Source organism: Halomonas stenophila (genome assembly GCF_014192275.1).
GTDB lineage: Bacteria > Pseudomonadota > Gammaproteobacteria > Pseudomonadales > Halomonadaceae > Halomonas > Halomonas stenophila.
In genome coordinates, this window is sequence record NZ_JACHXR010000004.1 from 177700 (window position 1) to 199762 (window position 22063).

The following is a 22063-nucleotide window of genomic DNA, read 5'->3' on the forward strand; positions in this document are numbered from 1 at the left end:
TGACCCGGTGGCAGACCTGCGAGGAGGCGCTGTGAACCCATCCCTGGGCGCTACCGACGCCATCCTTGGCGTAGGACCTCCTCTTCGGTCTGCCCCCGGCGCTTCTCGCCACTCGGGTGGCAGTTTGTCGCTTATTGTCCCCTAAGGAACAAGCGGTCCAGTTCCTTCATGCTCAGCTCGGTCCAGGTGGGCCGGCCATGGTTGCACTGGCCGCTGCGCTCGGTGCGCTCCATGTCGCGCAGCAGGGCGTTCATCTCCTCGAGGGTGAGCTGGCGGTTGGCGCGCACGCTGCCGTGGCAGGCCATGGTGGCCAGCAACTCGTTGATGTGCGCCTCGAGCCGGTCGGAGCGGCCATAGCGCTCCAGGTCGCCGAGCATGTCGCGGATCAGCGGCTCCACGTCGGCATCGACCAGCAGGGTCGGCACCTGGCGCACCAGCAACGTCTCGGGGCCCGCCACGTCGAGCTCCACCCCGAGGCGCGAGAAGGCCTCGTGCTCGGCCTCCGCGGTGGCCACCTCGGCGGCACTGGCGGCCAGCGACACCGGCACCAGCAGCGGCTGAGCCTGCAATCCGCCTTCCCCCCCGGCCTCGCCGTGGACCTGGGCCTTCATGCGCTCGTAGACGATGCGCTCGTGGGCGGCATGCATGTCCACCACCACCAGGCCCCGCTCGGTCTGGGAGAGGATGTAGACCCCGTGCAGCTGGGCCACGGCATAGCCCAGGGGCGGGGCTCGGGTATCGTCCGCCGCCGGCATCGCCGGGCGCGGCCGGACGGCCTGGGGCTGGGACTGCGCCCGACGCTCGGCCAGGGCCACGTCGGCGGCGGCTCCGCCGGCCCCGGGCGCGGCCGGCTGGGGCGTCAGCAGGCTCTCCTCATGATCGGGATGCAGCGCGCGATAGCCCTCCATGAAGGCCCGTACCCGATCGGGGGTCGGGCGCTCCGGGGCCTCCCCGCGGCCCGGCAGGGCCATGGGCTGCTGCTGCCAGGCGGGCTGGGGCGCGGCCTCGCGCACCTCGCCGGCCGGCAACGATGGCTCGGACAACGCACCGGCGCCCTCCTCGCTTTCCGCCTCACCCTCCGGCGCAGCCCCGGCCCTTGCCTCGCCCAGCGCCCGATGCAGGCTGGAGAACAGGAAGTCGTGGACCATGCGGCCGTCCCGGAAACGCACCTCGTGCTTGGTGGGATGGACGTTGACGTCCACCACCGTGGGGTCGACCTCGAGGTAGAGCACGAACACCGGATGCCGGCCGTGGAAGAGCACGTCCCGGTAGGCCTGGCGGATGGCGTGGGCCACCAGCCGGTCGCGGACCACCCGGCCATTGACGAAGAAGTACTGCTGGTCGGCCTGGGCACGGGAATGGGTGGGCAGGCCCACCCAGCCCCACAGGCGCAGCCCGCCAACCTCCAGGTCGAGGTGCAGGGCGTTCTCCAGGAAGGCCTTGCCGAGCAGCGCCTGGAGGCGCCGCTCGTGGCCGACCAGATCCTCGCCGGGGCGCAGCTGGTGCACGGTCTTCTGGTTGTGGCGCAGCACCCAGCCGATATCCAGCCGCGACAGGGCCTGACGGCGGAAGGCCTCCTCGACGTGGCCGAACTCGGTCTTCTCGGTGCGCAGGAACTTGCGCCGCGCCGGGGTATTGAAGAACAGGTCACGCACCGTCACCGAGGTCCCCCGGGGATGCGGCGAGGGCGAGACCCGCGGCTCCATGCGGCGCCCCTCCACCACCACCCGCCAGCCGCCGGTGGGGTCCTCCTCGACGTTGGACATCAGCTCCAGCCGCGAGACCGAGCTGATCGAGGCCAGGGCCTCGCCGCGAAAGCCCAGGCTGGCCACCCCCTCGAGGTCCTCGAGGGAGGCGATCTTGCTGGTGGCGTGGCGCGACAGCGCCAGCGGCAGGTCGTCCTCGCCGATGCCACCGCCATCGTCGCGCACCCGGATCAGGCGCGCGCCGCCGGCCTCGAGCTCCACCTCGATGCGCCGGCTGCCGGCGTCGATGGCGTTCTCGATCAGTTCCTTGACCACCGAGGCGGGGCGCTCTACCACCTCGCCGGCAGCGATCTGGTTGGCCAGCCGCGGGTCGAGAATCCGGATGTGTTGGCTGTCTGTCATATCACTCCCAAGCTAGAAGAACACGGCTGCGCCGCTATAAGAAGGAAGACCGGCGCTGCGCGCCTTGAAGAAGGAAGAAAACCGCCTAGCCTGTCTTCCCTCTTCCCTCTTCCTTCTTCCCTCTAGGATCGAGGTATCCGCAGCACCTGCCCGACCCGGATGACGTCGCCGTCGAGCTCGTTGGCCTGACGCAGCTGGGCCACCGGGACGCCGTGGCGCGCGGCGATCTCGGAGAGGGTATCCCCGGGCTGGATGCGGTACTCGTTGCCGGCGGTATCGCGGCCCTGGTCGCGCTGCCAGGCCAGCAGGCTGGCCGGCGGCGGATTGCGGCGGAAATGCGCCCGGATGCCGCCGAACACCGCGTCCATCATCCGCGCCTGGTAATCCGGGTCGCGCAGCCGGCGCTCCTCGTCGGGGTTGGAGATGAAGCCGGTCTCGACCAGCAACGAGGGGATGTCCGGCGACTTGAGCACCACGAAGCCGGCCTGTTCCACCCGGGACTTGTGCAGCTCGTTGACCCGGCCCAGGCGATCGAGCACCTGGCCGCCGAGGGTCAGGGAGTCGTTGAGGGTCGCGGTCATGGTCAAATCGAGCAGCACGCCGCGCAGCACCTCGTCCTTGTCGTCCAGCGAGAGGTTGCCATCCACGCCGCCGATCAGGTCCGCGCGGTTCTCGCTGGCGGCCAGCCACTGGGCGGTCTCGGAGGTGGCGCCGCTCTGGGAGAGCGCATAGACGGAGCTGCCGTGGGGCCGCGGGCTGTTGAAGGCGTCGGCATGGAGGGAGACGAAGAAGTCGGCCTTCTGCTCCCGGGCGATACGGGTGCGCTGACGCAGCCCCACGTAGTAGTCGCCGTCGCGGATCATCACCGCCTTGAAGCCCTCGGCCGCGTTGATCAGCCGCGCCAGCCGGTCGGCCATCTCCAGCACCACGTCCTTCTCGCGGGTCCCGCTGGGCCCGATGGCACCCGGGTCCTCACCGCCATGCCCGGCATCCACCGCGACGATGATGTCACGCCGGGGGTGGGGCTGGGCGGGCTCCAGCACCGGCGCCACCGAGGCCGGGTCGCGTCCCTCGGCCACGGCCTCGGCCTGGGCCCGGTCGGCGGCGATCTCCTGCTCGCGGATCATCGCCTCGATGGGGTCGATGGGGTCCTCCACGGCGCTCTCGCCGGGATACTCGAGGTCCACCACCAGGCGATGGCCGTACTGCTCGTTGGGGGCCAGGGTGAAGTGGCGCGGCTCGATCTCCCGGGACAACTCCAGCACCACCCGCAGGTCATCGCCGTCGCGGATGCCGCTGCGCACCTCGCGGATGGCGCTGCCCTCGAGGTCGAGCCGCGAGAGATCGGCGTTGAGCCGGCTGTCGCGCAGGTCGATGACCAGCCGCCGCGGATCGTCCAGGGGAAAGACCTCCGCCTCGGCCGGGGCGGAGAGGTCGAAGACCAGGCGGGCATGATCCGGCGCCGCCCAGAGGCGCAGGTTGTCGACGCTGGCCGCCTCGGCCGCGCCCGGGGCGAGCAGTGCCAGCGGCCAGAGCCAGCCGAGCAGCCGGGAACGCAGGCTTCCCTTCCTCATGAGACGTCGTCACCCTCCCTGGCGAGGTAGCAGTCCGCCATTACCGGGTCGGCGGCCAGACGCGCCAGGACCCGGCGACCCTGGTCGCTGTGGGCGGTGAGGCAGGCCCGGCGGCCGCTGTCGGCCACCTCCAGGCGCACCACCAGGTCCGGCGTGGGCAACCAGCCCTCGCCCCGGGCCGGCCACTCGATGACGCACAGGGCGTCCTCGGCCAGCAGGTCGCGACCGCCGATGAACTCCAGTTCCTCGGGATCCCCCAGGCGGTAGAGGTCGAAGTGATGGACCCGGGCGGACGCCAGCTCGTAGGGCTCCACCAGGGTGTAGGTGGGACTCTTCACCGCGCCACGATGGCCATAGGCGCGCAGGATGCCGCGGGTGAGGGTCGTCTTGCCCGCGCCCAGCTCGCCCTCCAGGTAGAGGCGACCGTGCCCGCCGAGGGCCCGGCCGAGGGATTCGCCGAAGGCCACCTGGCGGTCTTCGTCATCGAGTCGCAGCTGCATCGTCTTCGCCCATCGTCGGGTTGACCAGAATTCGCGCACAGGATGCCAGATCGCCGGCCAGCAAGCCACGCTCTCCCCCCTCGGCGGCCGCCATGTCGGCGGCCAGGGCATGGATCACCACGCCGAGCCGGGCGGCGAGCTCGATGGCCAGTCCCTGGGCCAGCAGCGCCCCCAGGATGCCGGAGAGCGCATCGCCCATGCCGCCGCTGGCCATGCCGGGGTTGCCGTAGGGGCAGACCGCCAGGCCGGACGGGCCCGCCACCAGGCTACCGGCGCCCTTGAGCACCACCACGCCGCCGAAGCGACGCTGCAGGGCGAGCGCCGCCGCCGGCCGGTCGGCCTCCACCTCGGCGGGGGTCATGTCCAGCAGGCGCCCGGCCTCGCCGGGATGCGGGGTCAGGATCCAGTCGTCGCGATGCTCCCCGGGGAAGCGCGAGGCCAGCAGGTTGAGGCCATCGGCATCCACCACCAGCGGGCGACCGGCGGCGAGTGCCGCCTGGAGCATCGCCTGGCCCCAACTGCCCTGGCCGAGGCCCGGCCCCACCACCAGCACGTCGGCCTGGGTCGGCAGCTCGCCGAGGTCGGCGGCCCCGCGCACGCCGTGCACCATCACCTCGGGGCGGCGCACCAGGCTCGCGGTCACGTGCGCCGGCGCCGTGGCCAGGCTCACCTTGCCGGCGCCCAGGCGCGCGGCATGCTCGGCGGCCAGCAGGGCCGCCCCGCCGAAGCCCGGGGCGCCGCCCAGCACCAGGGCATGGCCCGCCGCGCCCTTGTGGGCGTCCCGGGGACGCGGCGGCAGATGCTCGGCGATCATCGAGCGGTCGAGCAGATGGGCCGCCGGCGTCATGTCCGCCGTCGCGTCCACGGGGGCGTCGAGGTCGCGAACGCTCAGCCGGCCCACCCGCGCCGGGGCGCGGCCGGTGTGCAGGCCCAGCTTGTCGCCGATGAAGGTGACGGTCCGCTCGGCCTCGACCGCGATGCCGAGCTCGGCGCCGGTATCGGCGTGCAGCCCGGAGGGGATGTCGATGGCCAGCACCGGACGCCCCGCGGCGTTGACCGCGGCGATGGCGTCGCGCATCTCGCCGCGCACCTCCCCGGCGAGCCCGGTGCCGAGCAGCGCATCCACCACCACCTCGCCGCCGAGCGCCAGGCCCGACCGCCAGGGTTCGAGACCGACGCCGGCGGCGCTGGCCATGTCGGCGGCCCGGCGGGCGTCGCCCGAGAGCGCCTCGACGGGCTTCACGACCACCCGTTGGACCGCGAGGCCCTCGGCGGCGGCCAGGGCCGCCAGCACATGGCCGTCACCGCCGTTGTTGCCGCCGCCACACAGCACGCTGAGCGAGCGCGCCTGGGGCCAGGCCTCGCGCAGCACCCGCCAGGCCGCGGCGGCGGCCCGCTGCATCAGGGCGAAGCCCTCGATGCCGGCGGCGATGGTGCGCCGGTCCAGCTCGCGGACCTGTTCGGCCCGGTAGAGCGGGTGCCCCTCGCGATGTCGGTCCTGCGACGACCCGGCCATGCGCTGTCTCCCCTGAACGCGATGCTTTACCATGAGTGTGTCGTCTTCCCCCGCCCGACGCCAAGCGTCGCGGCGCTTTCCTGCATGGTGTTTTCTCGATCATGACCCAGCCGTCTCCCGCCGGCGACGCGCCCGACCCGCATCACCTGGCCGAGCTGATCAAGACCTGGGGCCGCGAGCTCGGCTTCCAGCAGGTGGGCATCACCGATGTCGACCTCGCCGAGGACGAGGCCCGCCTGCAGCGCTGGCTCGATGCCGGCCACCACGGCGAGATGGGCTTCATGGCCAGGCATGGCACCAAGCGCACGCGCCCGGAGGAACTGGTGCCGGGCACGGTGCGGGTGATCAGCGTGCGCCTGGACTATCTGCCCGCCGAGGTGGAGACGACCCGAATGCTCGCCCGGCCGGAGAAGGCCTATGTATCGCGCTACGCGGTGGGGCGCGACTACCACAAGCTGATGCGCAAGCGCCTGGCGAGGCTGGCCGGGCAGATCGAGGACGCGGTCGGCCCCTTCGGCTACCGGGCCTTCGTCGACTCCGCCCCGGTGATGGAACGGGCCCTGGCGCGCAAGGCCGGCCTCGGCTGGGTCGGCAAGAACGCCATGCTGCTCAACCCCCGGGCCGGCTCGCTGTTCTTCCTGGGCGAACTCTACACCGACCTGCCGCTGCCCGTGGACGCGCCCTTCGAGGGCGAGCACTGTGGCAGCTGCAGCGCCTGCCGCACGGCCTGTCCCACCGATGCCATCGTCGAGGACAGGGTCGTCGATGCGAGGCGCTGCATCTCCTATCACACCATCGAACTGTTCGGGCCCATCCCCGAGGAGTTCCGCACCGCCATGGGCAACCGGGTGTTCGGCTGCGACGACTGCCAACTGGTCTGCCCCTTCACTCGCTTCACCCGAGCCAGCCGGGAGGACGACTTCGCGCCCCGCCACGACCTGGACCGGGCCGACCTGACGGCGCTGTTCGCCTGGAGCGAGGAGGAGTTCCTGGACAAGACCGCCGGCAGCCCGATCCGGCGCATCGGCTACGAGCGCTGGCTGCGCAACCTGGCGGTGGGGCTCGGCAATGCGCCCTGGAGCGAGGCCGTGGAGGCCGCCCTGCGCGCCCGCCTGCCCTACCCCTCGGACCTGGTCCGCGAGCACGTGCGCTGGGCGCTGGCGCGCCAGCGGGAGAAGCGCCAACGGCTGATCGCCGTCACGGGTGAGGGGTAAGGAGTGAGGAGTGGCTTAGGGGGGATAAGCGTCAGCGCATCCACCGATCCGCCATGCCGATCCTGCTCATAGCCGTAAGCCGTTACGGTTGCCATCAGGCTCACCGATGGCAACGGTTCTTTCTTACAGCTTAAAGCTTATAGCTCCCGGACGAAGTCCGGGCTCATTCTTCCTCGTCGCTCTTCTCATCCTCCAGCCGCAGGAAGGTCCGGCGGTAATGGGCCAGCTCGGCGATGGACTCCTTGATGTCGTCCATGGCCAGGTGGACGTTGCGCTTGCCGAAGCCGACCAGGGCCCCGGGATTCCAGCGCTTGGCCAACTCCTTCAGCGTCGAGACATCCAGGTTGCGGTAGTGGAAGAAGGCCAGCAGCTCGGGCATCTCGCGTTCCAGGAAGCGGCGGTCCTGGTGAACGCTGTTGCCGCACATGGGAGAGCTGTTCGGTGCCACGTGCTCGTTGAGGAAGGCGAGCGTGCGGCGCTCGGCCTCGGCGGTATTGATGCGGCTCTCCTTGACCCGCTTGACCAGTCCCGAGGCGCCGTGGGTCTTCTGGTTCCAGTCGTCCATGGCCTCGAGCAGGCCGTCGGGCTGGTGCACGGCGAGCACCGGGCCCTCGGCCACGACGTTGAGGTCGGCGTCGGTGACCAGGGTGGCCACCTCGATGATGCGCTCGCGGTTGGGGTCGAGCCCGGTCATCTCCAGGTCGATCCAGATCAGGCGCTGGCTACGGGGATCTTGGTTCTCTTGGTTTTCGGCCATGGGGGATCCTTGTCGGGAGGCTGACGACAGCCGGGCCCGTTGGTGAGTACAATGCCGCCATTGTACCGACCTCCGGGCCATCATGAGCAAACGCAAGTTGAGCCGCCAGCAGCGCTGGCGCATCGAGAAGATCCAGGCCGAGCGGGCCAGGCGCGCCGAGAAGCGTGGCGACCAGGACGCCGAGAAGCTCGCCGCCGGGGAATACGGCCCCGAACGGCAGGGCCGGGTGACCGCCCACTTCGGGCGCACCCTGGAAGTGGCCCCCGCCGACGGCGGGGAGCCGGTGCGCTGCCACCTGCGCGCCAACCTGGAAGGGCTGGTCACCGGCGACCGGGTGATCTGGCGGGCCGGCCAGGACGGCAGTGGCGTGGTGGTGGCCCGCGGCACGCGCGACAGCGTGCTGGAGCGTCCCGATGCCCGGGGCCAGCTCAAGCCGGTGGCCGCCAACATCGACCAGATCCTGATCGTCTTCGCCGTGGAGCCCGAGCCCCACGCCAACCTCATCGATCGCTACCTGGTGGCCGCCGAGGCCACCGGGATCGCCCCGGTGCTGGTGCTCAACAAGATCGACCTGCTGCCGGCGAACGGCGGCTCCCTGCGCGCGCTGCTGGCGCGCTACGAGACCCTCGGCTACCCGGTGGTCACCACCACCACCGCCCGGGCGGATGGCCTCGACGCCCTGCATGCGCGCCTCGCCGGGCGCACCTCGGTGTTCGTCGGCCAGAGCGGGGTGGGCAAGTCCTCGCTCATCGACCGCCTGCTGCCCGATGAGCAGCTGCGCATCGGGGCGCTGTCCGAGGACTCGCGAAAGGGACGCCACACCACCACCACGGCACGACTCTACGTCCTCCCTCGCCCCGCCACGGGCGCGTTCCAGGCGCCGCTCGCGGACGGCGCGCTGATCGACTCCCCGGGGATCCGCGAGTTCGGCCTGACCCACCTGGACGAGGGCCAGGTGGCCGAGGGCTTCATCGAGTTCCGCGACCTACTCGGGCACTGTCGCTTCCGCGACTGCCGTCATCGCCAGGAACCGGGCTGCGCACTGCTCGAGGCCGTGGATGAAGGCAGGATCCATGCCGACCGCTTCGCCAGCTACCGACGCATCGTCGACAGTCTCGACGAGACTTGAGATAAAGACGAAATACCCCGAGTGAGGAGAGCGCCATGAGTTCCGAAGCCAACCTGCTGCCGCTGATCGTCGAGCCCGAGCAGCTCGCCGAGCACCTGGACGCCCCTTCCCTGCTGGTCATCGACGTGCCGCTGAAGGCCGAGAGCCATGCCCAGGGCCATGTGCCGGGTGCCGTCTTCCTGGACTTCAAGCGCCTGCTGCGTGGCGTGGGCGAGGTGCCCAACGAGGTGCCCGACGAAGCCGCCCTGTCGAAGCTGTTCTCGTCGCTGGGCCTGACCCGGGACACCCACGTGGTGGCCTACGACGACGAGGGCGGCGGCTGGGCCGGCCGGCTGCTGTGGACCCTGGAGCTGATCGGCCATACCCGCTACTCCTACCTCAACGGCGGCCTGCACGCCTGGCGCGGGGCCGGCCTGCCGCTGTCCACCGAGACCACCGAGCCGACGCCCAGCGACTACGAGGCCGAGATCCTCCATCCCGAGGTGGCCATCGAGCGGGCCGAGCTCGTCGAACGGCTGGGCGAGAAGGGCTTCGCCGTCTGGGATGCCCGCTCCCGGGCCGAATACGACGGCGAGAAGGGCGACAACAAGCGGCTCGGCCATATCCCCGGGGCGGTCAACCTCGACTGGACCGACGCCATGGACAGGGACCGCGACCTGCGCCTGCGCGACTATGCGGAGCTGATCACCGAACTCGAGGCCCTGGGCCTGACGCCGGACATGGAAGTGGTCACCCACTGCCAGAGCCACCACCGCAGCGGCTTCACCTGGCTGGTGGGCAAAGCACTGGGATTCGAGAGGATGCGCGGCTATGCCGGCTCCTGGCAGGAATGGGGCAACCGCGACGATACGCCGATCGAAAAATAAGCGGGAAGACGCGGCTGCGCCGCTTGAAGAAGGAAGATCGGTGCTTCGCACCTGGAAGGGCCAGGCTCTCCTCTTCCTTCTTCCCTCTTCTTTCCTCCAACTTCCGCCTTGAGGAATGACTCCTTCGTGACCCTAGCCAAGCTGTTTGCCCTGATCCAGTACCCGCTGCCCCATCACCTGCTCTCGCGGCTGATCGGCCGGCTCGCCGACTGCCGAGTGCCCTGGGTCAAGGCCCTCGCCATCCGCGCCTTTATCCGCCAGTTCAAGGTCGACATGGGCGAGGCCCACGAGCCCGATCCCGGCGCCTACCCGAGTTTCAACGCCTTCTTCACCCGGCCGCTGAAGGACGGCGCCAGGCCCCTCGGCGAGGGGCTGGTCTCCCCCGCCGACGGCACCCTCTCGCAGTTCGGTGCCATCGGCCATGGCCGGCTGATCCAGGCCAAGCGCCACGACTTCACCGCCGCCGACCTGCTGGGCGGCGACCTCGAGGCCGCCGCCCGCTTCCACGATGGCAGCTTCGCCACCGTCTACCTCTCGCCGAGCGACTACCATCGCGTGCATATGCCGCTCGGGGGGACCCTGCGCGAGATGGTCTACGTGCCCGGACGGCTGTTCTCGGTGAACGCCGCCACCACCCATCACGTGCCCAACCTCTTTGCCCGCAACGAGCGGCTGGTCTGCCACTTCGACACCGCGCACGGCCCCATGGCCCTGGTGCTGGTCGGCGCCATGATCGTCGCCGCCATCGAAACGGTGTGGGCCGGCCAGATCACGCCCCTGCCCCGAGACGGCGTGCAGCGCATCCGCTTCGACACCCCGGTGCGCCTGGAGAAGGGCGAGGAGATGGGCCGCTTCAAGCTCGGCTCCACGGTGGTGATGGCCTTCGCCGAGCCGGTCGCCTTCGACCCCCTCGAGGTGGAAGGCAAGGTGCGCATGGGCCAGCGGCTGGGCGCCTTCGACGAGAAGCGGAGTGCCACGCCTCGCCAGGCAGAGATCTCGAGCCCTTCCTGACGGCAAGAGCCTCGGGGGTCGGCTAGGCGCTGGGGGTGGCGAAGGCCATCACCTCGGCCACGCTCGCCTTGCCCAGGGCCAGTTGGATCAGGCGGTCGAGGCCCAGGGCCACGCCGCTGCCCTCGGGCATGCCGGCGGCCAGGGCCGCCAGCAGGCGCTGGTCGACGTCCACCTCGGGCAGGCCCAGGGCGCGGCGGGCGGCGTTGTCTTCCGCGAAGCGCAGGCGCTGCTCGTCGCCATCGGTCAACTCGTCGTAGCCGTTGGCGAGTTCCAGGCCGTCCCGGTAGACCTCGAAGCGCGAGGCCACCCACTCCCCGTCCTCGACGTCCCGGTGGCGTCGGGCCAGGGCCGCCTGGCTGGCCGGGTAGTCGACCACCACGTCGATACCGTCTCGTCCGAGATGCGGTTCGATGGCGAGGCTGATCAGCAGATCCAGGCAATCGTCGCGGGGCGCATCGCCCATGTCGAGCCCGCCCCGCTCGCCCGCCAGGCGGCGCAGCTCGGGCAAGTCGACGGTGAAGGGATCGATGGCCAGTTGCTCGCGGAACAGCTCGCGATAGCGGCGACGGCGCGTCGGGCCGGGATCGCCCGGCAGGAGCCGGCGGATCAGGGCCGCGGTCTCCTCGATCAGGCCATCCAGGTCCAGCCCGGGGCGGTACCACTCCAGCATGCTGAACTCGAGGTTGTGCCGGCCCCCCACCTCGCCGTCGCGGAAGCTGCGGGCGATCTGGAAGATCGGCCCGCTGCCCGCGGCCAGCAGGCGCTTCATGTGGAACTCCGGGGAAGTCTGCAACCAGAGCCGCTCCCGGCCCGACGGCGTGGTCGCCTCGCAGGAAAGCGAGGCCAGGTGCACGTCGGTGCTGCCGCCGTGGCCGAGCACGGGGGTCTCCACCTCCCAGACGCCGCGCTCGGCGAAGAAGGCCCGCACCTCGCCGATCAGCCGCGCCCGCTCGCGCAGGGTCGCGATCTCGGCGGTGGGGCGCCAGTCGATGGCCATCGAGGACTCCTCCAGAAAAGACGAAGGCCACGCCGGGTCAGCATGGCCTTCATTGCTCGGCTCGGGATCGCGGCTTGTCGGCGCCAGGCCGGCGCGGACACGCTGTGAACCCTTCCCTGGGCGCTAGCTTTTTCATCCCTGAAAAAGAGGTCCGCTATGCCCTGTCCCCTTCGCCCCTTCGCCCCTTCGCCGCTCGTAGCTCGTAGCTCGTAGCTCGTAGCTCGTAGCTCGTAGCTCGTAGCTCGTAGCTCAGTACGATCAGGCGCGGGAGACGTACTCGCCGGTCCGCGTATCGACCTTCAGCACCTCGCCCTCGTTGATGAACAGCGGCACGCGCACCACGGCGCCGGAGGACAGGGTCGCCGGCTTGGAGCCGCCCTGGGCGGTGTCGCCCTTGAGGCCCGGGTCCGTCTCGGTGACCTCGAGCTCGATGAAGTTCGGCGGGGTGACGTTGATGACGTTGTCGTTCCACAGGGTCACGGTGTAGGCGACCTGCTCCTTGAGCCACTTCTCGGTATCGCCCAGGGCCTTCTTCTCCACCGGGTACTGCTCGAAGGAGCCGTCGGTGAGCATGAAGTACCACATCTCGCCGTCGTTGTAGAGGTACTCCATCTCCAGCTCGAGGACGTCGGCGCCCTCCAGGGATTCGCCGGACTTGAAGGTCCGCTCCCAGACTCGGCCAGTCATCAGGTTACGCAGCTTGACGCGGCTGAAGGCCTGGCCCTTGCCCGGCTTGACGAATTCGTTCTCGACGATGGTGCAGGGGTCACCGTCCAGCATGACCTTCAGACCGCCCTTGAATTCGTTGGTAGAATAGTTCGCCATGTTGCTTTACCCATATTCGAGCGCGCCGCCGGCCGTGACCGGGGGGGCGCGATGCAAGATGATCTTCGTCGAGGGCCTCGCCCTCGCCCGCATTGACTGGTGTGTCGCATGATAACCCGAAGCCCCGTCCCTTTGCAGCGTCAGGCGCCCGAGGCTGCCGCCGGCCACTGGCAGGCGCAGCTCAGCGGTGCCGTCCGCGATCCCCGGGAGCTGTGCCGGCGCCTGGGCCTGGCGCCGGCCTGGTGGCCCGGGGCCGAGACCGGCCACGGGCTCTTCGCGGTGCGCGTGCCCGAGGCCTACCTGGCGCGCATTCGCCCCGGCGACCCGCATGACCCGCTGCTGCGCCAGGTGCTGCCGCTCGACGCGGAGGCCCGGGCGACCCCCGGCTACGTCACCGATCCCCTGGAGGAGGTTGACCACAGCCCCAGGCGCGGGCTGATCCACAAGTACGCCGGCCGGGTGCTGCTGATCGCCAGCCCCGCCTGCGCGGTGAACTGCCGCTACTGCTTCCGCCGCCATTTCCCCTACGAGGAGAACGCGCCCTCCCGGCGCCAGTGGGACGAGACCCTCGAGTACCTGCGCGGCGACGGCTCCATCCGCGAGGCCATCCTCTCCGGCGGCGATCCCCTGGCGGCCAGCGACCGCCAGCTGGCCTGGCTGGTGGAGCGCCTGGCGGCCATTCCCCACCTCAAGCGGCTGCGCATCCACACCCGGCTGCCGGTGGTGATCCCCGACCGCATCGACGCTGCCCTGCTCGAATGGCTCGGCGGCACCCGCCTGCAGGCGGTCATGGTGCTGCATATCAACCACGCCCAGGAAATCGACGACGCGGTGATCGATGCCTGCAGGCGGCTGCGCGAGGCCGGCGTGACCCTGCTCAACCAGAGCGTGCTGCTGCGCGGCGTCAACGACGACGTCGACACCCTCGCCGAGCTGTCCGAGCGGCTCTTCGAGGCGAGCGTGCTGCCCTACTACCTGCATGTGCTCGACCCGGTGGCCGGCGCCGCCCATTTCGAGGTGGACGACGCCGAGGCCCGCGAGCTGGTCGACAAGTTGCGCACGCGGCTGCCGGGCTTCCTGATGCCGACCCTGGTCCGCGAGATTCCCGGCGAGGCCAGCAAGACACCCCTGTAAGCTGGAAAAACAGTGTGATGTCAGCCCCAATGAAGACACCCCCACCGAGGCCTTCGGTGGGGGTGTCTTTTCTTTAGGCTTCAGGCTTCAGGCTAAGGTCTCGACGGTGACGTTCGGCGCCGGGGCCTCGGTGGAGAGCTTGCGGTTGATGGCGCTCATCACGCCCTTGATGGAGGCGCTGGTGATGCTCTCGTCGGTGCCCACGCCGAACACCGCCTCGCCGCCGACGCGCACCTCCACGTAGGCGATGGCCTCGGCATCGGCGCCCTGGCCGCGGGAGTGCTCGTGGTAGTCGATGATCTCCACGTCATGCCCCTCGGCGGCCAGGGCCTTGATGAAGGCCGCCAGCGGGCCGTTGCCCTGGCCCTGGATGGTGCGCCGCGCGCCACGCTCCTCGATGGTGGCCTCGAGGGTCACCGTGGGGCTGTCCGGCTCGGAGGACATGCGGTGGCTGATCAGGGCGAAGGGCTCGCGCTGCTCGAGATACTCGTCGACGAAGGCCTGGTAGATCATCTCGGAGGTGATCTCCTTGCCCAGCCGGTCGGCGACCTCCTGTACCACCTGGCTGAACTCGATGGACAGCCGGCGCGGCAGCTCGATGCCGTGCTCCTGCTCCAGCAGGTAGGAGATGCCGCCCTTGCCGGACTGGCTGTTGACGCGGATCACCGCCTCGTAGCTGCGGCCCACGTCCAGCGGGTCGATGGGCAGGTAGGGCACCTCCCAGACGCCGTCCGGATTCTCGCGGCGCGCCGCCATGCCCTTCTTGATGGCGTCCTGGTGGGAGCCGGAGAAGGCGGTGAACACCAGGTCCCCCACATAGGGGTGGCGCGGGTGCACCGGCAGCTGGTTGCAGTACTCCACCTCGCGCATGATCGGCGTGATGTTGGAGAAGTCGAGCCCCGAGTGGACGCCCTGGGTGTAGAGGTTCATGGCCAGGGTGACGAGGTCGACGTTGCCGGTGCGCTCGCCGTTGCCGAACAGGCAGCCCTCGACGCGGTCGGCGCCGGCCATCACGGCCAGTTCCGCCGCGGCCACCCCGGTACCCCGATCGTTATGGGGGTGCAGGCTGACGATCAGGTGGTCACGGTGCTGGACGTGGCGGCAGAACCACTCGATCTGGTCGGCGTAGTTGTTGGGGGTCGCGCACTCCACCGTGGCCGGCAGGTTGACGATCATCGGCTTGTCGACGCTGCCGCCGTAGGTCGCCTCCACCGCATCGACGATCTCCACGGCGAAGTCCATCTCGGTAGTGGAGAACAGCTCCGGGGAATACTGGAAGGTCCAGTTCGTCTCCGGCGCCGCCACCATGTGCTCGCGGATCCGCGTGGTGGCGTCCACGGCGATCTGGATGCACTCGGCCTGGTTGACGTTGAACACCACGCGGCGGAACACCGGGTCGGTGGCGTTGTAGACGTGGACGATGGCGTTCTTCGCGCCCTTGAGCGCCTCGAAGGTGCGATCGATGAGGTGCGGGCGCGCCTGGGTCAGCACCTGGATGTGCACGTCGTCCGGGACCTTGTCGTTGTCGATCAGCGAGCGCACGAAGTCGAAATCGGTCTGGGAGGCCGAGGGGAAGCCCACCTCGATCTGCTTGAAGCCGATCTTCACCAGCAGATCGAAGAAGCGCTGCTTGCGCTCCTGATCCATCGGGTCGATCAGCGCCTGGTTGCCATCACGAAGGTCGACGGCACACCACTGGGGCGGCGTCTCGATACGCCGGTTGGGCCACTGGCGGTCGGGCAGGTCGACGGCCACGAAGGGACGGTACTTGGTGGAAGGGTTGTCGAGCATCATGGTGGCGTTCTCCGGCGGCAGTCAGAAACGACGACGCCCCGCCTGCCGGGGGGCAGGCGGGGCGTCGTCGCAGTGTACGGTGTCGACCATCGGCATCGCGCCCGTACGGCGGACGGCGCGAGACCCGGAAATGGGGACGATGGTCATGGCAATGGCAGGGACGGTAGTGGACATGTGACAACCTCGATTCGACCGTGACAGGTGGGCGATGCAGACGGCATCACCCGGCGCGCTCAGCGGCGGGCTAGTAGTCGTAGGTCGAGAACGAGGTCGTACGATGTCATGTTCATGCCCCTAGAGAATCAGGCCGGGCGCGGCTTGTCAACTTTCGCCTGCCGGGCGGCAGGGCTATCACAGTTCACATTGTCGCTCGGGGCTGATCCGTGAACAGGTCTGCGAGGGGCGCTGTGAACCCCTCCATGGGCGCTACCGACGCCCTGGGGCGCTCTCGCATCCTGCGCCGCTTGCAGGGCCGGTGCTGGCCATCCCTGGCCAGCCCGTTCAAGCAGTGCTCCTCACCCCTGGCGTAGGACCCCCTCTATGACCAGTCCCCGGCGCCCCTCGCCAGAGCCAACTGCGATTGCCCTGTGCCGGCCGGGCGAGGCTCAGGTGGTCACCTCCGCCGCGCCGAGCAGGGTCAGCAGGTCACGGGCATGATCGGCCGCCTCCTGGCCCAGGACGGTCAGGTAGCCGCCATCGGCCTGGGTCACCAGGCCCTTGCGATACAGCCGCTGGGTGGCGGCGATCATCGACGGTTCGGCGCTCGAGTGCACCTTGATGCCCTCCTGGTGGTTGACCGGGCTGAACAGGCCGAGCACGTTGAGCTCGTCGAGCAGTTCCGGGGTATAGCGAGGCTGGGTCATGGCGCGTTCCTTGGCATGCTAGTGGGCGTCCCCCGACGCTACCGCGGCTGGCGATGCGGCGCCAGGGAAAAACGCCTCACGCCAGGGCTATCGCAGTTAGCGTTATCGCTCAGGGCTGATCCGTCGACAGGTCCCGGAGCGCCGGTCCGACGAGGGGACGCTGTGACCCCTCTACGACCTGTCACCGGCGCCCCCTCGCCTGGTCCAACTGCGATAGCCCTGCCCCCTGCGCCTGCAGCAGGCGCTCCATCCGCGTCAGCTGATCGCGCAATTCATGGACGTCGGCGCGCAGCCCATGCAGCTCCGCCGCCTCCCCTTCTCCGTTCTCGATCTCGATCTCCACGCTCTCCCTCTGCATCACGTCGAGCACGATGCCGATCATCATGTTCAGGAAGATGAAGGCCGTCAGAAAGATGAAGGTCAGATAGTAGAGCCAGCTCCAGGCGTAGGCTTCCTGGGTGGCGTACATCACGTCGGTCCAGTCCTCGAAGGTGGCCACCCGGAACAGCGTCAGCAAGGCGGCCGAGATATTGCCCCACAGGAAGTCGTCGATGTCGGCGAACAGGAAGCTGCCGACCGCCGCGTAGATGTAGAAGATGATGAACATCAGCAGGGCCACGTACCCCATGCGCGGAATCGACTTGACCAACGCCGCCATCAGCACCCGCAGCTCGGGGATCAGCGACACCAGGCGCAGCACCCGGAAGATGCGCAGCAGCCGCGCCAGCAGCACCATATCCGATTTATCCAGGGGCACCAGGCTGGCCATGACGATCACGAAGTCGAAGACGTTCCAGCCCTGGCGGAAGAAGTTCCGCAGGCGCTTCTCGGCGGCCATGCGGATCAGGATCTCGACCAAGAAGAACACCGTGATCGACGTATTCAGGACCAGCAACCACTGTTCGAGGCGTGTCGTCTCCTCGTAGGTCTTGGCCCCGATGAGCAGCGCCGAGAAAAGGATGATGGCGATGACCGCGGTCTCGACCAGTTTGTTGGCGCGCGGCTGTTCGAAATGGTGGTGCCAGGTGGCGAAGGTAGCATTCATGATATATCGACCGACAAGGTAGAGGAGAAGGCCGCGTAGTCCGTGCGATGACGGGACAATTCTAGCGATTATTCGATCGGGGGAGCCCAGCAAAGCAAAGGGCCCCTACGCCTTACCCGCTGATACCGAAACACACACCGTGCAACCAAGTCTTACGCCATGTCTTTTGCAGTCGACTCCAGGACCCTCTACACCTTCAAGAGTGTCCACGTGAATCGCCCATGGCACCTCTCTCGGCCGATCCATGGCGCCCCCCATCACGGAAACCCGGGAAGGAGTCCTGTCCGATGAGTGAGCAACACCAGCCCCCGCAGCACCAGCAGCGACAGCCGGGCCGCGAAGGTCGCATGAGCCCCACCCCATCGGTCATTCGCGCTACCTATCGAGGCACGGGAAAGCTCCTCGACAGGGTCGCGATCATCACCGGCGGTGACAGCGGCATCGGCCGTTCCGTGGCGGTTCACTATGCCCGCGAGGGCGCGGACACTGTCGTCGTTCATCTCGAGGAGGACCAGGACGCTCAAGAGACACGCCGACTGGTCGAGGCCGAGGGCCGACGCTGCCTGGTGCTCCAAGGGGATATCGGCACGCCTGGCGTCTGCCGGGACATTGTCGACCGAACCCTGGACACCTTCGGTAAGGTCAATATCCTGGTCAACAACGCCGCCGAGCAGCACGACTGGCATGACATCACGGAGATTCCCGACGACCAGCTGGAGCAGACCTTCCGGACCAATGTCCTGAGCCACTTCTATCTGGTCAAGGCCGTGCTTCCGCATCTGCAGGAAGGCGATACCATCATCGCCACCTCATCGATCAATGCCTTCAAGGGCAACGACACCCTGATCGACTACTCCGCCACCAAGGGCGCCATCCAGGGCCTGGTACGCTCGCTGGCCGTGTCCTTGGTAGGCCGGGGCATCCGAGTCAATGCGGTCGCCCCGGGCCCGGTGTGGACGCCCCTGATCCCGGCGAGCTTCTCCGAGGAGAAGGTCGCCGGGTTCGGTGGTCAGGTGCCCATGAACCGGCCAGCCGAACCCGCGGAGCTGGGTCCCGCCTATGTCTATCTCGCCTGTGAGGAGTCGTCCTACATGACCGGTCAGACCCTCCACCTCAACGGCGGCGTGGTGCTGAACACCTGAGACGCCGCCGGCTGGCCCCGAGCGCCTAGGCCTCCAGGTCACCCTGCCGGTAGCCGATCAGGTAGAGCACGGCGTCCAGCCCCAGGGTGGAGATGGAGTGCCGGGCCTGCTGCCGGACCAGCGGCTTGGCGCGGAAGGCGATGCCGAGCCCCGCCGAGGCCAGCATCTTGAGGTCGTTGGCGCCGTCGCCCACGGCGATGGTCTGCTCCATGGTCAGCCCTTCGCGTTCGGCGATCTCGTGCAGCAGTTCGGCCTTGCGGTCGGCGTCGATGATCGGCTCGCGGACCTCGCCGGTCACCTTGCCATCCTCGATGACCAACTCATTGGCATGCACCTCGTCGAAGCCCAGCTTGTCCTGCAGATGGCGGGCGAAGTAGGTGAAGCCACCGGAGAGGATGGCGGTGCGATAGCCCAGGCGCTTGAGGTGATGCATCAGCCGCTCCAGGCCGTCCATCAGCGGCAGCGCCTCGGCGATCTCGGCGAGCACCGACTCGTCGAGGCCACGCAGCTTGCTCATGCGCTCGCGGAAGCTCTGCTGGAAGTCCAGCTCGCCGCGCATGGCCCGCTCGGTGACCTCGGCGACCTCGTCATAGACCCCGTGGCGGCGGGCCAGCTCGTCGATCACCTCGGCCTGGATCAGGGTGGAGTCCATGTCGAAGCACACCAGGCGGCGGTGACGGCGCCAGATCGAGTCCTCCTGCAGGGCAATATCCACGCCGTGCATGGCGCCCAGCGCCAGGGCCTTCTCGCGCAGGGCGTCGAGGTCGACCTCCTCGCCGCGCAGCCAGCACTCCACGCAGGCGCCCTGGATGCTGTGGTGGTCGCGGGGCACGCCGCCGTCCAGGGGCTCGCGGCCGGAGAGACGATGGATCAGCTCCACGGTGAGGCCATGCTCGGCGGTCAGCGCCCCCACCTCGGCGAGGATCCCCGCCGGCAGGTGGGGCGCCAGCAGGGTGAGGATCAGCCGCGGCTGGCTGGCGTGGGCGCTCCAGCGCTGGTAATCCTCGGCACTGACCTGGATCGCCTGGACATCCAGGCCGAGGCTGTCCCCGGCGGCGGCCAGCGCCCCCTCGAGGTCGGCCTCGCGGTCGAGCCCCACCAAGGCCTCCAGCGAGAGGATGCCGAAGGTCACGCTCTGGTTGATATCCAGCAGTCGCGCGCCGCTGACCGCCAGGGCCCGACCCAGGCCGGCCAGCTGGCCGGGCCTGGCCGGGCCGGTGGCGCGAATCAGTAGTCGTCGTGTCATGTTCAGTCTTCCGTCTCCAGGCGATCGACCTTCTGCAGGCCACGGGGCAGCTTGCTGCCGCGGCGGCCGCGCTCCCCCCGATAGTAGTCGAGATCGGCGGCCTTCAGCGTCAGCTTGCGCTTGCCGGCGTGCACCACCAGCGCCTGGCCGGGAGCCAGCAGCGCCAGGTCGCGCAGGAACTCCTCGCGGCGGGCGGCCCGGGCTCCGGGAATGTCGAGCATCTTGTTGCCCTTGCCCTTGGCGAGTTCCGGCAGCTGGTCCAGCGGGAAGACCAGCAGGCGGCCCTCGTTGGAGACCGCCGCCACGCTCACGCCCTCGCCCTCGGGGATGAGCAGCGGTGGCACCACGCTGCAGCCCTTGGGCACCGAGAGCACGGCCTTGCCCGACTTGTTCTTGGCGGTCAGGGCCTCGAGGCGGGCGACGAAGCCGTAGCCGCCGTCCGAGGCCAGCAGGTAGCGGGTGGCCGGCGGGCCCAGCATCACGCCGGCCATGTGCGCCCCGGCCGCCACGTTGACCCGCCCGGTGACCGGTTCGCCCTGGCTCCGGGCGCTGGGCAGGTTGTGGGCGGTCAGGCTATAGGCGCGCCCGGTGTCGTCGAGCAGCACCAGCGGCTGGTTGGTCTTGCCGCGGGCGGCGAGGTGGAAGCGGTCGCCGGCCTTGTAGGACAGCCCCGTCGGGTCGATGTCATGGCCCTTGGCGCTGCGGATCCAGCCTTTCTCGGAGAGCACCACGGTGACCGGGTCGGCGCCGACGAGCTCGACCTCGGAGAGCGCCCGGGCCTCCTCGCGCTCGACCAGCGGCGAACGGCGCGGGTCGCCGTAGTCCTCGGCGGCGGCGCGCAGCTCCTCCTCGATCAGGTCGGTGAGCGCGGCCTCGGAGCCCAGCAGTCCCTCCAGTCGCGCCCGCTCGGCCTCGAGGTCGTCCTGCTCGCCGCGGATCTTCATCTCCTCGAGCTTGGCCAGGTGGCGCAGGCGCAGCTCGAGGATCGCCTCGGCCTGGCGGTCGCTGAGGCCGAAGGCCTCGATCAGCGCGGCCTTGGGCTCCTCCTCCTCGCGGATGATGCGGATCACCTCGTCGATGTTGAGGTAGGCGGCAAGCAGGCCCTCGAGGATGTGCAGGCGATCCTGGACCTTGCCCAGGCGATGCTCGAGGCGCCGGCGCACGGTGCTGCGCCGGAAGCGCAGCCACTCGCCGAGCAGCTCGGGCAGCGCCAGCACCCGTGGCCGGCCGTCCAGGCCGATCACGTTCATGTTGATGCGGGCGTTCTTCTCGAGGTCGGTGGTGGCGAACAGGTGCGCCATCAGCGCCTCGATGTCGACCCGGTTGGAGCGCGGCTCGATCACCAGCCGGGTGGGCTCCTCGTGGGTCGACTCGTCGCGCAGGTCGGCGACCATGGGCAGCTTCTTGGCCTGCATCTGGCCGGCGATCTGCTCGAGCACCTTGGCGCCGCTGACCTGGTAGGGCAGCGCGGTGATCACCACGTTGCCCTCCTCCCGGGTGTAGCGGGCGCGCATCTTCACCGAGCCGCGGCCCGCCTCGTAGACCTTGCGCAGCTCGGCCCGCGGGGTAATGATCTCGGCCTCGGTGGGGAAGTCCGGCCCCGGCAGGTAGCCCATCAGGTCGGTGGTGGTGGCCTCGGGGTGGCGCAGCAGGTGGCAGGTGGCCTCGACCACCTCGCCCACGTTGTGCGGCGGGATGTCGGTGGCCATGCCCACGGCGATGCCGGTGCCGCCGTTGAGCAGCACATGGGGCAGCCGGGCCGGCAGCACCACCGGCTCCTGCATGGTGCCGTCGAAGTTGGGGGTCCAGTCCACGGTGCCCTGGCCGAGCTCGGCGAGCAGCACCTCGGCGAACCTGGACAGCCGCGCCTCGGTGTAGCGCATGGCGGCGAAGGACTTGGGGTCGTCGGGGCTGCCCCAGTTGCCCTGGCCGTCCACCAGCGGATAGCGGTAGCTGAACGGCTGGGCCATCAGCACCATGGCCTCGTAGCAGGCGCTGTCGCCATGGGGGTGGAACTTGCCCAGCACGTCGCCGACGGTGCGCGCCGACTTCTTGTACTTGGCGCTGGCCGAGAGCGCCAGCTCGCGCATGGCATAGACGATGCGCCGCTGCACCGGCTTCATGCCGTCGCCGATGTGCGGCAAGGCCCGGTCGAGGATGACGTACATCGAGTAGTCGAGGTACGCCTTCTCGGTGTACTCGCGAAGGGACAGGCGCTCGACGTCGCCCTCCGCCACCTGGATATCCATGGTCATGGCAATTTGACCTTATTCACGATCGTGGAATCGTTTGGGGATCGTCCCACTGAAAACTCATCGGAGTCCGTGGCTTCGAATCGCGGC

At 69.3% G+C, this 22063-nt stretch carries 18 protein-coding genes; 6 read left to right on the forward strand and 12 right to left on the reverse strand.

Translation table 11 applies throughout. The annotated features are described in order from the left end of the window. Positions 1-131: 131 nt before the first annotated feature. The 4 genes from mutL to FHR97_RS09285 all read right to left on the reverse strand — a co-directional run bounded on the left by mutL (position 132) and on the right by FHR97_RS09285 (position 5698). On the reverse strand, positions 132-2108 hold the full coding sequence (gene mutL / locus FHR97_RS09270; RefSeq protein WP_183383512.1) for a DNA mismatch repair endonuclease MutL: 1977 nt from the start codon (positions 2106-2108) through the stop codon (positions 132-134). A gap of 122 nt (positions 2109-2230) precedes the next feature. Next, on the reverse strand, positions 2231-3682 hold the full coding sequence (locus FHR97_RS09275) for an N-acetylmuramoyl-L-alanine amidase (RefSeq protein WP_183383513.1): 1452 nt from the start codon (positions 3680-3682) through the stop codon (positions 2231-2233). After that, the gene (gene tsaE / locus FHR97_RS09280) at positions 3679-4182 is read right to left on the reverse strand and encodes a tRNA (adenosine(37)-N6)-threonylcarbamoyltransferase complex ATPase subunit type 1 TsaE (RefSeq protein ID WP_183383514.1); all 504 of its coding nucleotides are present in this window, start codon (positions 4180-4182) and stop codon (positions 3679-3681) included. Before tsaE ends, FHR97_RS09275 begins: the two co-directional genes overlap by 4 nt. Further along, positions 4163-5698 (reverse strand): NAD(P)H-hydrate dehydratase, encoded by a 1536-nt coding sequence (locus FHR97_RS09285; protein ID WP_183383515.1) that lies wholly within the window; start codon positions 5696-5698, stop codon positions 4163-4165. The genes tsaE and FHR97_RS09285 overlap by 20 nt, the downstream gene beginning before the upstream one ends. A gap of 101 nt (positions 5699-5799) precedes the next feature. Between FHR97_RS09285 and queG the strand changes: the two genes are divergently transcribed. After that, positions 5800-6912, forward strand: coding sequence for a tRNA epoxyqueuosine(34) reductase QueG (gene queG / locus FHR97_RS09290; protein WP_183383516.1), 1113 nt, complete (start codon positions 5800-5802; stop codon positions 6910-6912). Positions 6913-7075: 163 nt separating this feature from the next. On the opposite strand, the gene orn is transcribed toward queG, so the two are convergent. Beyond that, the gene (gene orn / locus FHR97_RS09295; protein ID WP_183383517.1) at positions 7076-7669 is read right to left on the reverse strand and encodes an oligoribonuclease; all 594 of its coding nucleotides are present in this window, start codon (positions 7667-7669) and stop codon (positions 7076-7078) included. Between the two features lie 82 nt (positions 7670-7751). Here orn and rsgA point away from each other — a divergent pair, with 82 nt between their 5' ends. The 3 genes from rsgA (at position 7752) to asd (ending at position 10675) form a co-directional block, all read left to right on the forward strand. Then, positions 7752-8798: a small ribosomal subunit biogenesis GTPase RsgA gene (rsgA, locus tag FHR97_RS09300; protein WP_183383518.1), complete on the forward strand. Its 1047-nt coding sequence runs from the start codon at positions 7752-7754 to the stop codon at positions 8796-8798. Between the two features lie 35 nt (positions 8799-8833). Further along, the gene (locus FHR97_RS09305; RefSeq protein WP_183383519.1) at positions 8834-9664 is read left to right on the forward strand and encodes a sulfurtransferase; all 831 of its coding nucleotides are present in this window, start codon (positions 8834-8836) and stop codon (positions 9662-9664) included. Positions 9665-9790: 126 nt separating this feature from the next. Continuing rightward, positions 9791-10675 (forward strand): archaetidylserine decarboxylase, encoded by an 885-nt coding sequence (asd, locus tag FHR97_RS09310; RefSeq protein WP_183383520.1) that lies wholly within the window; start codon positions 9791-9793, stop codon positions 10673-10675. Positions 10676-10697: 22 nt separating this feature from the next. On the opposite strand, the gene epmA is transcribed toward asd, so the two are convergent. Both epmA and efp read right to left on the reverse strand, forming a co-directional pair. After that, positions 10698-11672, reverse strand: coding sequence for an EF-P lysine aminoacylase EpmA (gene epmA / locus FHR97_RS09315; protein WP_183383521.1), 975 nt, complete (start codon positions 11670-11672; stop codon positions 10698-10700). Positions 11673-11930: 258 nt separating this feature from the next. Further along, on the reverse strand, positions 11931-12497 hold the full coding sequence (gene efp / locus FHR97_RS09320; RefSeq protein ID WP_183383522.1) for an elongation factor P: 567 nt from the start codon (positions 12495-12497) through the stop codon (positions 11931-11933). Between the two features lie 108 nt (positions 12498-12605). Between efp and epmB the strand changes: the two genes are divergently transcribed. Further along, on the forward strand, positions 12606-13631 hold the full coding sequence (gene epmB, locus FHR97_RS09325) for an EF-P beta-lysylation protein EpmB (RefSeq protein ID WP_183383523.1): 1026 nt from the start codon (positions 12606-12608) through the stop codon (positions 13629-13631). A gap of 87 nt (positions 13632-13718) precedes the next feature. On the opposite strand, the gene leuA is transcribed toward epmB, so the two are convergent. The 3 genes from leuA to FHR97_RS09340 all read right to left on the reverse strand — a co-directional run bounded on the left by leuA (position 13719) and on the right by FHR97_RS09340 (position 17333). Beyond that, positions 13719-15425 (reverse strand): 2-isopropylmalate synthase, encoded by a 1707-nt coding sequence (gene leuA / locus FHR97_RS09330; RefSeq protein WP_183383524.1) that lies wholly within the window; start codon positions 15423-15425, stop codon positions 13719-13721. Between the two features lie 605 nt (positions 15426-16030). Next, a complete protein-coding gene (locus tag FHR97_RS09335; RefSeq protein WP_183383525.1) occupies positions 16031-16288 on the reverse strand; it encodes a TIGR02647 family protein in 258 nt (85 codons plus the stop codon). 181 nt (positions 16289-16469) lie between these two features. Continuing rightward, positions 16470-17333 (reverse strand): ion transporter, encoded by an 864-nt coding sequence (locus FHR97_RS09340; protein ID WP_183383526.1) that lies wholly within the window; start codon positions 17331-17333, stop codon positions 16470-16472. A gap of 287 nt (positions 17334-17620) precedes the next feature. On the opposite strand from FHR97_RS09340, the gene FHR97_RS09345 reads away from it, so the two are divergent. Beyond that, positions 17621-18475, forward strand: coding sequence for an SDR family oxidoreductase (locus tag FHR97_RS09345; RefSeq protein WP_183383527.1), 855 nt, complete (start codon positions 17621-17623; stop codon positions 18473-18475). A gap of 25 nt (positions 18476-18500) precedes the next feature. Here FHR97_RS09345 and serB read toward each other — a convergent pair whose 3' ends face one another. Further along, positions 18501-19721 carry a phosphoserine phosphatase SerB gene (serB, locus tag FHR97_RS09350; protein WP_183383528.1) on the reverse strand — a complete coding sequence of 407 codons (1221 nt, stop codon included), beginning with the start codon at positions 19719-19721 and terminating at the stop codon, positions 18501-18503. A 2-nt stretch (positions 19722-19723) separates the two neighbouring features. Next, positions 19724-21976 carry a DNA topoisomerase IV subunit A gene (gene parC / locus FHR97_RS09355; protein ID WP_183383529.1) on the reverse strand — a complete coding sequence of 751 codons (2253 nt, stop codon included), beginning with the start codon at positions 21974-21976 and terminating at the stop codon, positions 19724-19726. Positions 21977-22063: the final 87 nt, after the last annotated feature.